Genomic DNA, 14151 nt, shown 5'->3' with positions numbered 1-14151 from the left:
AAAAGAGCCTACCAAAAGCGTAGCTTTGAAGTTTGCCGGCAGGTGAGTAGCTAATGTATAATTTTATATCCATGCAACAAAAAGACGTTGCAAATGGATAATAAAATTATACATTACGCACATAATTGTCTGAACTCAAAAGTGCCGCTTTTAGGGCTCTTTTTTTATTGGGAAGAAAAATAAAAAATATAAATTAATGTAAATTAATAGAGTTTATTATTGTTTTGCATATATATTAAATAGGAGGAAATTCATATAATAATTCTTCTTAGGAGAGGATTTTTTGATTAGGGTTATGACTGTTTTTGGAACTCGACCTGAGGCTATTAAGATGGCTCCTATTGTTAAGGAGTTGGAAAGTAGAAGCGAGATAGAGAGTATAGTTTGTGTGACTGCTCAGCATAGAGAGATGCTAGATCAAGTTTTGACAACTTTTAATATAAAACCAGATTATGATTTGGATATAATGAGAAATAAGCAAAGCTTGGTAGAGATTAGTATAAGAGCTTTGGAAGGATTATATAAAATAATTAATATAGTTAAGCCCAATATAGTTTTAGTACATGGTGATACTACAACTACTTTGGTTGGAAGTCTTGCTGCTTTTTATAATAAAGTTTCTTTAGGACATGTTGAAGCGGGCCTTAGAACTTATGATAAGTATTCACCATACCCAGAAGAAATAAATAGACAAGTTACGTCTGTAATAGCAGATATGCACTTTGCACCAACTAATACAGCAAGAGATAATTTATTAAGAGAAAATAAAGATTTAAAAAATATATTTGTCACTGGAAATACTGCTATAGACGCTTTAAAAACAACAATTGATAAAAATTATACTCATCCATTACTAGACAGTATGAAAAATGATAGGATAATTTTACTTACAGCTCATAGAAGAGAGAATTTAGGTGAACCGATGAAACATATTTTTAGAGCGATAAATAAAATAACTAAAAAAATTGATGATGTTCAAGTTATTTATCCTATTCATCTAAATCCTTATGTTCAAGATATTGCAAAAGAAATTTTAGGTGATAATAAAAAGGTGCATTTGATAAAACCACTAGACGTAGTAGATTTTCATAATTTTTTAAATAAATCATATATGATTATGACTGATAGTGGTGGAATTCAAGAGGAAGCACCTTCATTAGGAAAACCAGTTTTAGTACTTAGAGATACTACAGAAAGACCAGAAGGTGTTAACGTAGGAACTCTTAGATTAACAGGAACCAAGGAAGAAGATATATATTATTTAGCAAATATGTTACTTAGTGATAAAAATGAATATGAAAAGATGTCAAAAGCTAGTAACCCATATGGAGATGGATTTGCTAGTAAGTATATAGTTGATGTTATAATTAATAGATTTTTAAATTAAAGATAGGGTATACCTTAAAATATATAATATTTTTAGGTGTACTTTATTTTTTTTTGTTATAAACATAAAAAAACATTGAATATTTGACACTAAGTAATGTAAATTATAATATGACTATATAAAATAAATTGGATAAACATAAAAAAGAGGGAATTTATGATGGTAAAGATAGGTGTTTGTGACGATATTTCATTGCAAAGAAATTTCACTGTAGAGATGATAAAAAGATATTTGAATAGTAGAAACATTGAATTTAGCATATATGAATTTTCGTCAGGTGAAGATCTAATAGAAAACTATCCAGATGGATTAGATATATTATTTTTGGATATTTTAATGGATGATATTACTGGTATGGATGCATCTAAAAAAATAAGAGAATTTGACGATAATGTAGAGATACTATTTGTAACATCAACTGTAGATTATGTTCATGAAGGATATGAAGTTAGGGCTTATAGATATATTATGAAGCCTATAAGTTATGAAACTATAGAAAAGCATTTAAAAGAATGTGTTGATAATATAATTAAAAGGAAAAATAATCATATAATTATAACTACTAAAAATAATTTAGTTAAAGTTGATTTAGATTCTATATTATATATAGAAACCTGTAAGCGAGAATTGATTATTCATGAAAAAGATAAATCGCATAGAGTGAAAATGTCTATGAAAAATATGGAGAAAATATTAAATGGAAAAAATTTTTTTAGATGTCATACTAGTTTTATTGTAAATTTGATGAAAGTTGATTCATTAAATAAAAATACTATATATATACAAGATAAAGAAGTTCCTATAAGTAAATATGCTATAAAAGAATTTAAAGTTAGTTTAGCTAATTGCTTAGGTGCAATTGTATGTTAAATGTATAAATGTGTCTAAGTTTGCACAGTTAACGACCAGTTATGCTAAAAGTCTTGAATGTAAATAAATAAAATGTTATTTTAAAACAAAGATTTTTAGGAGGCTAGTATGTTAAGTGTAAGATATAAAGATACTATTGTAAGTGTAATTGCTATTGTGAGTATGGGTATATTTATTAATAAGATAGATCAATCGATAGTATTTTTAACTTGCTATCTTCCACTAAATATTTTAGTTGGCTTAAAAAATGAAGAATGTATAGAAATACACTTTGTAAAATCTATATTTATTTTTTTGTTAACTATTTTAGCCACAGAAGTTATAGATATAGAATTTTATAAAGAATTAATATTGTTTTATACCATAATTAGTATAGTGGGAATAAATGTGCTTGCGCCTATTTATAAAAGAAATAATACTCCTAATAATTTAAGATGCATAAAAGATAAACTTATGATAGTTATATCTGTTATATATTTAGTGCTTATATTATTTAGCTTAAATTCAAATAAATTAATAGAATATATATTTTCTATAAGTAATCCTATATTAATTGTATATATAGTTTTAATAATAGAAATTGTAAGGGAAAATATAATAATAGACTAAAAAAGACAGCTTTTTGCTGTCTTTTTTTTTATCATATAAAAAAATTTTTAGCAAAATTTATACAAAAAATAATAAAATATAAGGTATTAAATTGTAGATATATAAATATATATATATAAGTATTGATATAAGTAAATTTAATTCTAGAAATAGGTAAATTGACAAAATAATAGGTGATGGTACCCTCTTATTGAAAGTAACATTTAACATAAAACCATGAATATGAAGCATATGTATATATGCCTAAATTCATGGTTTTTAGTATATAAAAAGGGGGATTTATGCGAGATTATACCGACTATAGGGGAAGCGTATTTGAAAATGAAAAAAAGTTATGGAATAAGGGAGCAACATCAAAATTAGAGTTTAATTACGATGAGCTTGAAGACTATAAAAGAGAGATTTTAAAGAATCTTATATTAAAAAATGTTAATAAAAAGAATAAAATTAAAATATTAGATATTGAAACTGGAAATGGATTTTTTGCAACTATTATGGCGGAAGAAGGTCATAATGTAACTGCTATTGATTCTAGTTCAAAAATAATAAGTTCAATTAATAATAATAATTTAAGCAAGAATAAAGTTAAAATTAATTTTAAGACAATGCATAAAAGCTCACTTGATTTTAAAGATAAAAGCTTTGATCTTATAATTTCTAGTAATATAGTATGGAAACTACAAAGTCCTGAAATTTCATTTAGAGAATGGAGAAGAGTTTTAAAAGATGATGGAGTTTTAGTTTATTTTGATTCAAATTGGTCAACAGAAGAAAATATTGAAAGTAGACCGTTATTGGATAAGGAAATTTTAAGAAAAAGTGGATTTTCAGATGTAAGTATTGACCAAAATTTATATAAATTATTATGGCATGAAAAAGGAGTTCTATCTTATAAACCTAAATCAATATTTATGGTAATAGCAAAAAAATAATTAAAAAAATAAATAGTATCCATAAGAATATTTGATGTATTATTCTAGCTTAATTTAGCTAATATTGGAAGAATGTATGATATAATTTTTAGATGAATATAGATGAATAATACAAAGGAGAATATTATGGAAACCTTAAAAAGCATGCTATTAAAAGAAATACCTAGTTTTAGAAAATTAGGTCACAAATTTGAGAACAAAGAGATATCAGCACTAGAATTTAAAGCAACATCAGGTGGGATGGGAGTTTATGCTCATCGTGGAGGAGAAGAGTTCATGATAAGACTTAGAATCCCATCAGGAATAATGAATATAGATCAATTAAAATTAGTTTATGAATTAGCTAAAAAATATAATTTAGAAAGTGTACACACTACTACTCGTCAAGCAATACAATTACATGGTTTAAGTATAGATGGTGTATGTGACATAATGGAAGAAGCTTTAGAAAATGATATGTACACAAGAGGTGGAGGCGGAAACTTCCCAAGAAACGTTTCAATATCACCATTATCAGGTGTAGATAAAGAAGAAGCTTTTGATGTTACTCAATATGCACAAGCTGTAAATAATCATTTTATGAGTAAAATAACTACTTATAAACTTCCAAGAAAGTTAAAAGTATCTTTTTCAAGCAGTAATAGAGATAATGGAAATGCTAAAATTGCAGATTTAGGATTTATAGCAGTTAAAAAAGATGATAAAGAATTCTTTAAAGTATATTTAACAGGTGGACTTGGAAAAAATGCTGCTAAAGCAATTGAGTTTGATGAATTAATAGAGACAAAGGATATATTATATCATGTAGAAGCTATAACTAATTTATTTATGGCTGAAGGTGATTATGGAAATAAAAATAAAGCTCGTACTAGATACATAACAGCTAGAATGGGTGAAGGAGCAGCTTTAGAGTGTTACAAAAAACATTTAGCTGATGTTAAAGAAAATGAAAATTTAGATGTAGTTATTGAGCAGAAGTCATATAACAAGTCTGGAGTAAAAATAGAATTAAATCATAATAGATTAATAGAGCAAAAGCAAGAAGGATTATATACTGTGTACTTCCACCCAATTGGAGGAATCTTAAAATTAGATACATTTAAAACTATATTAGATAATATACAAGGTGTAGAAGATGTAGAAATAAGATTATCAATGACTGAGGGAATGTACATAAGAAACTTAAATGGAGAAGAAGCAAAATCTTTATTAGAGTTAACTCAAAACCTTGGAGGAGAAACTAAGTTAGAACAAAGTGCTGCTTGTATAGGGGTTCCTACTTGTCAAATAGGTATAGCAGAAAGTCAAAACTTATTAAATGAAATATTAGACTACTTCAATGAAAAAGAATTCAATAAAGATATACTACCTTCACTACGTATATCAGGATGTAATAACTCTTGTGGTACTCATCAGATAGGTGCACTTGGATTTGCTGGAAAGAAAAAGAGAGTGAATGATGTTGTAACAGAGGCATTTGAACTTCATATGGACGGTGGATTAGATAGAGAGAATGCTGAGTTTGGTAAAGTTCGTGGAGATATTTGTAGAGATGATATTCCTAAATTCTTATATGATTTAGCAGTAGAAATAGATAATTCTGGTGTTAGTTATGAAGAGTTTGTAAATAATAAATCAGATGTTGTAGACTTAATAGTTGGAAAATACTTAGTATAAAATAATAAATTAAATAGAATAAACGATATGGTATATAAATTTACTATATCGTTTATTTTTTTATAAATAGTAAGTATAATTCATATTATACGAACAAATTAAAAAATATTACATAAAATGATAATATTTTCGTTACATATTATGGTAATGATGGTATAATTATCATAGAAAAAATAAAGGAAGTGAAGCAATGCTAGAGTCATCTTTGGCATATGTAGTAATAAGAAGTATTCCAGAAAGTATAATAATAATGCTATCTAGTTTTATATTATTAGATTTAAAATTAGATGTAAAAAAAATATTAAAACTTGGTTGCTTTTTAGGTGTTGTAGTATCACTTATAAGAAAATTACCAATATCTTTTGGAGTACATACGTTACTATCTATGATAATATTAGGATTAATATTGTTTAAAATAACTAAAAGAAAATTTGTGGAAGTAATTATAGTACCTTGTGATATATGGATATCTTTAGCTCTAAGCGAAGGGATATATTATTTAATTGCTACTGGCATATTAAAAATAGATGCTAGCATACTTACAGATTACAAAACTGTTCAAGGTGCAATATCAACTTTACCATCAATAGGAGTATTATTAATAATAGTATTAATGATAAAGTCTATGAAGAAAAAAATGATGAAAAGTTTTTAAAAGGAGAGTTTAATGGGGGCAATTGAAAATGTTTCCTTAAAACTTGCAAAAGGGTTGGGAAATAAGCTAAATAAGAGTGATGAAGAGGTAGAAGTTTTAAATTATGGTTTATTTTTTATAATACATACATTTAGTGCAATTTTAATAACATTTATATTCGGAATTATATTTAACGTATTAATAGAGATAATGTCAATATCTATTACAGCATCATTATTAAAGCGATACTGTGGAGGAACTCATTCAAGTACTCCTAATAGATGTATATTATCTGGACTTATATTATCTTTATTAATATCATTTATATCTAAATATATGGCTATTAATATTAGTGATATAAATTTAATAATACTTGAATTAGTATCACTGGTATTTTCAATATATTTTATTTATTTAAAATGCCCAGTTGGGTCAAAGAATAAACCATTAAAAAAAGAAAGTACTAGAAATAAGTTAAGAAAAAAGGCATTTAAGTTAATGTGCATATATGTATCATCTATTATATGTATGTTACTAATATATAAAATAAATCAGGTATACATAGTTAAATTAATTATAATATCTATGACAATGGGAATTATGCTTCAAATATTTGCGATGTCAAAAATAGGAGATTTTACTATTAACTTACTTGAAAAACTTTTTAATTTAATTAATATTAAGTAATAAATATTTTTAATATTTATATAAAATATTACACAAGGGGGGACATATATGAATTCATTATTTGATTCAATAGCTGGATTTATATCAAATTTAGCATCAAGTGCATCAACATATTGTATGTTTGTATTCTTTGAACCAGAAGTGCCAAAATCTCTGAGAGAAGAATAATAAAATAAAAACCATAAGGTGTTTATTTCCTTATGGTTTTTATTAAGTAAAATGATATAATATATTCAGGTGAAAATACATGGAAAAAGACAAAAGAATATCAGAACAAAATAAACGGCACGAATATGATAATAAAAGATACGAGAATGTTTTTAAATTAGTTATAATTTTGAAAATAATTTATATAACACTATCTTTAATAGCACTTTTAACTAAGTTAGCCGCAATGAAGTTTGATGTAAGTAATAATATACTTTTAGTAACTGTAGGCGGCGGAATAATATCTATTATGCTAAATTATTATTTATCTTGGTCTGCAAATTATACTAAAGATAGAGTTTATGATAAACCTACTATAAAAGACTATATTGAAAGTATAGTACTTATAGTTATATTTGCACTAGTAGTTGGAAATACTGGTGGAGGAAGTAGTGACTATAAGATATTAAGTATTTTAGCTGTAATAATAGGAGCAATACAATTTGGTCAAAAATATAGTATAGGAATATCTTTAGTATATTCAATTATCTTATTTACAATAGATATATTTATAAATATATTATCAGAAACCTCGATAGAGTTCTATTTTGAAAGGGATCTAGTTTTAGCTGCAGTTTTATTTATAATTGCAATAGTTCTTGGAATGTATGTAGATATTGAAAGACAGTATTTTAAAGAGCTAAAAATTGTTGCAAATATGGATGAACTAACTGGAATGTATAATCATAGGTATTTCCAAGATTCGTTAAGTTTAGCAATTGAAAAAAGTGATGAAATGAAGACTGAAGTATCTTTATTATTTATGGATATAGATTATTTTAAACATTATAATGATACACATGGGCATCAGGCTGGAGATTCACTACTTATGCAAATTGGGGATTTATTAAAAAAGTGTACAAGACATGGGGATATTGTAGCTAGATATGGAGGAGAAGAATTTGCAGTAATTCTTCCAAATACAGATCAAAAACAAGCTATGAAAGTAGCTGAAAGAATAAGACAAACTATTGAAATAAAATATTTTAATGGTCAAGATGAACAACCAAATAAAAACTTAACTATGTCTATAGGTGTATCAACATATCCAACTATAGCAAATAGTAAATATGATCTTATAAATACAGCTGACCACGCTTTATATAGAGCAAAAGCGTTTAATAGAAATAGAGTTGAATATTATCATATTGTATTAGAGGATTTATACAATTCTAATATAGATAAAGAAATATTAGACAATATAAATAAATTTATACGAATGATTAATCAAAAAGATAAATATACTTATGGTCATGTAGAAAGAGTTGTTAGAAGATGTAGAGAATTTGGAATATATTTAAAGCTAAGCACTAAAGAACAACTTAACTTACAAATAGGAGCATACTTACATGATATAGGTAAGTTTAATATATCAAAAGACATATTAAATAAAAGAGATAACTTAAATGTAGAAGAATTAGAATTATTTAAAGAGCATTGTATAAATGGAGAACAACTTATAAATGATGTGGAGTGCTTAGAACCATATACATACATGGTAAAATATCATCATGAAAGATATGATGGTAAAGGATATCCAGATGGATTAAAGGGAGAAGAAATACCTTACTTAGCACGTATAATTGCTGTTGTTGATGGTTTTGATTCTATTATATCAAAGCATCAATATATAAATAAAAAAGTAATAGAAGAGGCTAAGGAAAAAATAAAATCCAATTCAGGAAAAGCTTATGACCCAAAGTTAGTAAATTCATTTATGGAAATGTTAGAAAAAAATAAAAATAGTACATAAAAACCTTGGAGTAAAATATTGCTTTAAGGTTTTTTTTATACTATAATTAATAATGAGAATTATTATTAATTAGATGAGATACGAAGGGGGAATTAAAGTGAATTTAGTTGTTGTAGGTGGAAATGAAAAAATGAAGAAAGATTACATATCACTGGCTAAGCAAAAGGGGTATAAAGCTAAGGTATTTTTAAATATGTCACCAAAGGTAAAGAAATGTGTAGGAGAGCCTGACGCAATAGTTATATTTACATCAGCAGTATCCCATAAAATGGTAATATCAGTAGAAGAACAAGCTAGAAAGAAAAACATACCTATAATAAGGCATAGAAATAATAGTAAAGTAGCATTTACAGAATGTTTAAATTTAGTTGATGAATGTACAGGTAATTGTAAGAATTGTAAAATAAAAAGCTCGAAAAGAGGAAATTAAAATATGACTATTAAAACAAATAGGAAGTAAATCTAATTGAGGATTACTTCCTATTTATTTTTTTATAAAAATAAATAACAATTATATAATATGATATAATAAAATATATCACTTAATAAGGAGTGGGCAAAATGGAAAAGAAATTAGCTCAAGGTAATGACAAAGAAGCCCTTATAAAAAGGTTAAAAAGAATAGAAGGACAAGTAAAGGGAATTCAAAAAATGGTAGAAGATGAAAGATACTGTGTAGATATATTAGTACAAGTATCAGCAATAAGATCTGCCATAAATAAAGTAGGATCAATAATATTAGAAAATCACATAAAAGGCTGTGTAACAAACAGTTTAAAGAATGACGATACAGAATTAACAGAGGAAACAATACAAGAGCTTATGGACACAATAAGCAAGTTTACAAAATAGGGGGAAGATTATGAACCAACAGGGGTATGTAATTGAGATTGTAGACAAAAAAACTGCAAAGATGAAAATGCAAAGACATTCAGCATGTGCAGCATGTGGAAAATGTCAGACTTTATCTTCAGAATCAAAAGAAATACTAGTAGAAGTAGATAATACAATAGGTGCAAAAAAAGGAGACCATGTAGAAGTAAACATGGAAAATGTAAATGTACTAAAAGCAACAGCACTAGCATATATAGTGCCACTAATTTTTCTAATGATAGGAACAATGGGGAGTTACTTCATATTAGAAAAATTAAACGCACTGCAAGGAATGACATTAGAGGTAGTAAGTGGAATAATAGGAATAGCTTTAATGTTAATTTCTTATGTAATCTTAAAAAGAAATGACAATAAATTCAGAGAAAGCAAAAAATTCATACCGACAATAGTAAGGATATTAGATTAAAGCTAATGTATTGGTATAATTAAATTTTATTAAAAATAAATCTTAGAAATAATATACTTATATAACAAAAGGATTGGTGTTTGGAAATTTTAATCAAATATCAATCCTTTTATTATAACTGAATGTACTTTTATAGGCTTAAAATAAATATTAGTTTCAACTTAAAAATTATCAGTTAAACTATTTAACTGATATTCATGATATAAAAAGTATGATAAGATTATATATGAAATTTGGTAACAAAAGTAAGTTAAGGGTAAAGAATTTTAATATAGACTTGTTACTAGGGGGGACAATTATGCTAAAGGATAATATATTAAAATACTTAGGTGAAAAAACTGAAAGCTATATTCAAGATCAACAAAATGAAGTATATACAGCTCAATACATATCAGAAATATTTGGTGTAAAAAGAAATACTATAAGTCATTATATAAATCAAATGATTGATGAAGATAAAGTTATAAAGATAAATACAAGACCTGTTTATTTCTTTCATAAAAGTGTATTCGAGAAAAAATTCTTTAGAGTATCGAGGAATAACTTTTCCAGCATAGAAGAATTATTTGATGAGCATACAGATAAAGAGAAAACTGATGATACTTTCAAGGAATTAATTGGATATAATGGTAGTTTAATTGAATCCATAGATAAAATAAAAACATCTGTGCTTTATCCAACTAAAAATGGCCTACCAATTATGTTAAGCGGACCAACTGGTGTAGGAAAGAGTTTTACAGCAGACCTTATTTATAAATATAGTATCGAGCAGGGTGTAATAAAAAAGGATGCACCATTTATAATATTTAACTGTGCTCAGTATTATAATAACCCAGAATTACTGTCAAGCAATCTATTTGGTTATGTAAAAGGTGCATTTACAGGTGCAGACAAAAACCAACCAGGGATGATTGAAGCTGCAAATGGAGGAATATTATTTTTAGATGAAGTACACAGATTAAATAGTGAAGGTCAAGAAAAGTTATTTACTTTTATGGACAAAGGTTTAGTAAGACGTATGGGGGAGTCGGATGGATGGCACAAATCTGATGTTCGATTAATTTTTGCAACAACAGAGTCACTTTCTGAAAACTTCTTAGAAACGTTTTTACGAAGGGTGCCTATAACTATAAACATACCAGGGTTAAATGATCGAGATATATTAGAAAAGTTGCAGTTTGTATATACTTTTTTAATTAATGAATCAAAAACATTAAGTAAGAATATTCTCATATCTCAAAGAGCATTAGAAGCATTGGCATCTCATACATATAAAGGTAATGTAGGAGAATTAAAAAATACAATTAAGTATATATGTGCGTTGTCTTATTCTAAAAATATTGACTCAGATAAGATAATAATAAAATTAAAGGATTTACCGGAAAGTTTTTTAAAAGAGGCATCAAGCATAAAAGAATCTAAAATACAAAAGAGAAGTGATATTTTAATAACACCAACATCAAATTATAATGAATTATTATTTGATGATATTAATTCAACGAAGGATATTAAAAGTGTTTATAAAAAAATTTTTTATTTATATAAAACTTATCAAGATGATAGGGATAGAGAAAGATTTGAAAAAAATATATTTTTAGAAATTAACTCTTTTATAGATAGACTTATATTTGATAAATCAAAAGATAATAAAAATGTAATGCTGCAATTCATTATTTCGTCATTACAAGATGTTCTTAAATACATAGAAAATAGCTATAATATCAGACTAAATGGTAACTGTATTTACACTATAGCATACTTCCTGTATTTAAAAGGATGTGAAAATATCAGGTTTAGTAAGCATGAAGATAAATTAAGAGATAATCTTTACCACTATATTTTGGAAAATAATGAAGAAGAATTTAAGTTAGTATCTAAGTTATCTAGCTTAATAGATAGTAAAATGGATGTTAACTTATTCAAAGAAGATGAGATTTTTCTTTCATTTTATTTGAAAAGTTTAAAAATTTTCCAAGATAAAAAAACTATAAAGTCAGTAATACTAGCTCATGGATATTCAACTGCAAGCAGTATTAGTAGTGTTGTCAATAGAATACTAGAAAGTAATATATATGAACCATTTGATATGCCTATAGATATTTCAGTAAAAGAAATTGGTGAGAGACTTATTGAATATATACACAGAAATGATATATCTAAAGGACTTATAATTTTAGTTGATATGGGTTCATTAAAGGATATTTATAATCAAATAAAAGATCATATTAATTATCCAATAGCGATAGTTAATAATGTATCTACTCAAATGGCCTTATTTATAGGAGGATTACTAAATAAAGACTTATACATAGAAGAGGTAATTGAAAAAGTTAAAAATCACAATGAAACAGAATATAAAATAATTTATCCAGAAAAGGCAAAAGAAAAAGCTATAATAACTTCATGTATTACAGGTATAGGAACAGCTAAACAAATACAAAAGTTATTAGAAAAGAGTATTCCAAAAGAATTAGGTATAAATATTATAGCTAATGATTATGGCAGATTAAAAAGAGATGGTACTAAAGATGCATTGTTCCAACTATATGATGTCATAGCAATAATAAGTACATTAGACCCAGAAGTTGGTGATGTAAATTATATATCATTAGATGATCTGATTTCGGGGCGTGGAGAAGAAAAAATGCACAAAATATTTAACTCAGTAGCTGATGAAGATACTATTATCGCCATAAATAATAACTTAGTACGTAATTTATCTCTAGAAAGTATAGTTAGTTCAGTAACTATATTAGATAGTAATAAAATTTTAGAAAATGTTGAAATGTGCTTGAATGAATTAGAATTACTTATTGGAAGGCGAATACCTAATGATAAAAAAGTTACATTATACATACATATAAGCTGTCTTATAGAAAGATTAATACGTAAGGTTCCTATAGAAAATTATAATAACTTAGATACATTTGTACAGTGTCAAGAAAACATGATAAATAATATTAAAAAAGCTTTTAGTGGGATAGAAGAAACGTATAATGTCAAAATCAATGTTGAAGAGATTGGTTATGTGTATGATATTATAACGGCTCCAACAGAGGCTTTGAAAGAATTTTAGAAAAAAATAAAAAAGCATGCCACTAATTTGGCATGCTTTTTGCTTTATATTAAGTTGAGATGATAAAAAGGAAAGGGGGTAAATCACAATGGTAAAAATATTACTTGCTTCTCATGGAGATTTAGCATATGGGATTCAGAGCTCTATGAGAATAATAATGGGAGAGCAAAAAAATATATCTACACTATGTGCTTATAAAGATGAAGATTTTGATTTAAAAAAGGAAGTAGAAAATATATTTAAGGACTTAAAAGACGAAGATCAGTTAATTGTTGTAACAGATATTTTTGGAGGAAGTATTAATAATGAATTTATGACTTATATAGAAAGGGAAAATTTTCACTTAGTATGTGGACTTAATTTACCTTTAGTAATGGAATTAATACTTATTCAAGATGATTGTAACATAGGTGAAAATATCCAAAATGCTTTAGATAATTCAAAGCAAACTATTAAGTATTGTAATAGTGTTATAAAATCATTAGCTTTAGATGATGATGGATTTTAAATTGATTATAAAAATATAATAGGGGGAAATAAGATGATTAAATTATTAAGAGTTGATCATAGATTACTACATGGACAAGTAGCATTTTCTTGGACTCAATTTTTAGGAGTTGACTGCATACTAATTGCAAATGATGGACTAATGCACGATGAATTACGCAAAACAACAATAAAGCTAGCTAAGCCTCAAGGTGTAAAAGTTGTTATGAAAAATATACAAGACTCTATAGATGCTATAAACAGTGGAGTTACTGATAAATATAAGCTATTTGTAGTCGTAGAATCAATAGAAGATGCGAATAGATTAGTTAAAGGAACAGATAAGTTTGATGTTATTAACCTTGGAGGTATAAAAGCAAGGGAAGGAACAAAAAATATATCTAAAGCAATAAATATTACTCAGGAAGAAGAAGAGACTTTAAAAGAATTAATAAATTCTGGAGTTACAGTAGAAATAAGACAAATACCAAATGACCAAAAGATATTAGCAGAAAATGTATTAAATTAATTAC

The 14151-nt window shown here is 26.2% G+C and carries 15 protein-coding genes; all 15 read left to right on the top strand.

What is annotated here, in order from left to right:
• The first annotated feature begins 295 nt into the window (after positions 1–295).
• The 15 genes from wecB (at position 296) to EIH23_RS05185 (ending at position 14147) form a co-directional block, all read left to right on the top strand.
• Entirely contained in the window at positions 296–1387 is a 1092-nt protein-coding gene (gene wecB, locus EIH23_RS05255) for a non-hydrolyzing UDP-N-acetylglucosamine 2-epimerase (protein WP_122639384.1), read from the top strand.
• A gap of 156 nt (positions 1388–1543) precedes the next feature.
• Positions 1544–2257 (top strand): LytR/AlgR family response regulator transcription factor, encoded by a 714-nt coding sequence (locus tag EIH23_RS05250; protein WP_122639179.1) that lies wholly within the window; start codon positions 1544–1546, stop codon positions 2255–2257.
• A gap of 108 nt (positions 2258–2365) precedes the next feature.
• Entirely contained in the window at positions 2366–2866 is a 501-nt protein-coding gene (locus EIH23_RS05245; protein ID WP_122639178.1) for a hypothetical protein, read from the top strand.
• Between the two features lie 281 nt (positions 2867–3147).
• Positions 3148–3798, top strand: a complete 651-nt coding sequence (locus EIH23_RS05240) for a class I SAM-dependent methyltransferase (RefSeq protein ID WP_122639177.1) — start codon at positions 3148–3150, stop codon at positions 3796–3798.
• A 126-nt stretch (positions 3799–3924) separates the two neighbouring features.
• A complete protein-coding gene (locus EIH23_RS05235; protein ID WP_122639176.1) occupies positions 3925–5475 on the top strand; it encodes a nitrite/sulfite reductase in 1551 nt (516 codons plus the stop codon).
• Between the two features lie 190 nt (positions 5476–5665).
• Positions 5666–6130, top strand: coding sequence for a hypothetical protein (locus tag EIH23_RS05230; RefSeq protein ID WP_122639175.1), 465 nt, complete (start codon positions 5666–5668; stop codon positions 6128–6130).
• Between the two features lie 12 nt (positions 6131–6142).
• Entirely contained in the window at positions 6143–6796 is a 654-nt protein-coding gene (locus EIH23_RS05225; RefSeq protein WP_122639174.1) for an accessory gene regulator ArgB-like protein, read from the top strand.
• Positions 6797–6844: 48 nt separating this feature from the next.
• Positions 6845–6964: a cyclic lactone autoinducer peptide gene (locus EIH23_RS05220; protein ID WP_122639173.1), complete on the top strand. Its 120-nt coding sequence runs from the start codon at positions 6845–6847 to the stop codon at positions 6962–6964.
• Positions 6965–7043: 79 nt separating this feature from the next.
• Positions 7044–8756, top strand: a complete 1713-nt coding sequence (locus EIH23_RS05215) for a bifunctional diguanylate cyclase/phosphohydrolase (RefSeq protein ID WP_122639172.1) — start codon at positions 7044–7046, stop codon at positions 8754–8756.
• Between the two features lie 97 nt (positions 8757–8853).
• Positions 8854–9186 (top strand): DUF2325 domain-containing protein, encoded by a 333-nt coding sequence (locus EIH23_RS05210; protein WP_122639171.1) that lies wholly within the window; start codon positions 8854–8856, stop codon positions 9184–9186.
• 131 nt (positions 9187–9317) lie between these two features.
• Positions 9318–9608 (top strand): metal-sensitive transcriptional regulator, encoded by a 291-nt coding sequence (locus tag EIH23_RS05205; protein ID WP_122639170.1) that lies wholly within the window; start codon positions 9318–9320, stop codon positions 9606–9608.
• Positions 9609–9618: 10 nt separating this feature from the next.
• The gene (locus EIH23_RS05200) at positions 9619–10056 is read left to right on the top strand and encodes a SoxR reducing system RseC family protein (RefSeq protein ID WP_122639169.1); all 438 of its coding nucleotides are present in this window, start codon (positions 9619–9621) and stop codon (positions 10054–10056) included.
• A gap of 298 nt (positions 10057–10354) precedes the next feature.
• Positions 10355–13132, top strand: a complete 2778-nt coding sequence (locus EIH23_RS05195; RefSeq protein ID WP_122639168.1) for a sigma 54-interacting transcriptional regulator — start codon at positions 10355–10357, stop codon at positions 13130–13132.
• An 88-nt stretch (positions 13133–13220) separates the two neighbouring features.
• The gene (locus tag EIH23_RS05190) at positions 13221–13640 is read left to right on the top strand and encodes a PTS sugar transporter subunit IIA (protein ID WP_122639167.1); all 420 of its coding nucleotides are present in this window, start codon (positions 13221–13223) and stop codon (positions 13638–13640) included.
• Between the two features lie 33 nt (positions 13641–13673).
• Positions 13674–14147, top strand: coding sequence for a PTS sugar transporter subunit IIB (locus tag EIH23_RS05185; RefSeq protein ID WP_122639166.1), 474 nt, complete (start codon positions 13674–13676; stop codon positions 14145–14147).
• The last annotated feature ends 4 nt before the right edge of the window (positions 14148–14151 follow it).

Origin of the sequence: Romboutsia sp. Marseille-P6047 (genome assembly GCF_900604535.1) — a bacterium.
GTDB lineage: Bacteria > Bacillota > Clostridia > Peptostreptococcales > Peptostreptococcaceae > Romboutsia_E.
Note: the sequence above shows the minus strand (reverse complement) of the source record. Positions and strands in the feature narration are given on the sequence as shown.

Coding starts and splice junctions, on each gene's coding strand:
- wecB (WP_122639384.1), top strand. CDS start 296: ATGACTGTTTTTGGAACTCGACCTGAGGCTATTAAGATGGCTCCTATT.
- EIH23_RS05250 (WP_122639179.1), top strand. CDS start 1,544: ATGATGGTAAAGATAGGTGTTTGTGACGATATTTCATTGCAAAGAAAT.
- EIH23_RS05215 (WP_122639172.1), top strand. CDS start 7,044: ATGGAAAAAGACAAAAGAATATCAGAACAAAATAAACGGCACGAATAT.
- EIH23_RS05190 (WP_122639167.1), top strand. CDS start 13,221: ATGGTAAAAATATTACTTGCTTCTCATGGAGATTTAGCATATGGGATT.
- EIH23_RS05220 (WP_122639173.1), top strand. CDS start 6,845: ATGAATTCATTATTTGATTCAATAGCTGGATTTATATCAAATTTAGCA.
- EIH23_RS05245 (WP_122639178.1), top strand. CDS start 2,366: ATGTTAAGTGTAAGATATAAAGATACTATTGTAAGTGTAATTGCTATT.
- EIH23_RS05200 (WP_122639169.1), top strand. CDS start 9,619: ATGAACCAACAGGGGTATGTAATTGAGATTGTAGACAAAAAAACTGCA.
- EIH23_RS05185 (WP_122639166.1), top strand. CDS start 13,674: ATGATTAAATTATTAAGAGTTGATCATAGATTACTACATGGACAAGTA.
- EIH23_RS05240 (WP_122639177.1), top strand. CDS start 3,148: ATGCGAGATTATACCGACTATAGGGGAAGCGTATTTGAAAATGAAAAA.
- EIH23_RS05195 (WP_122639168.1), top strand. CDS start 10,355: ATGCTAAAGGATAATATATTAAAATACTTAGGTGAAAAAACTGAAAGC.
- EIH23_RS05205 (WP_122639170.1), top strand. CDS start 9,318: ATGGAAAAGAAATTAGCTCAAGGTAATGACAAAGAAGCCCTTATAAAA.
- EIH23_RS05230 (WP_122639175.1), top strand. CDS start 5,666: ATGCTAGAGTCATCTTTGGCATATGTAGTAATAAGAAGTATTCCAGAA.
- EIH23_RS05235 (WP_122639176.1), top strand. CDS start 3,925: ATGGAAACCTTAAAAAGCATGCTATTAAAAGAAATACCTAGTTTTAGA.
- EIH23_RS05225 (WP_122639174.1), top strand. CDS start 6,143: ATGGGGGCAATTGAAAATGTTTCCTTAAAACTTGCAAAAGGGTTGGGA.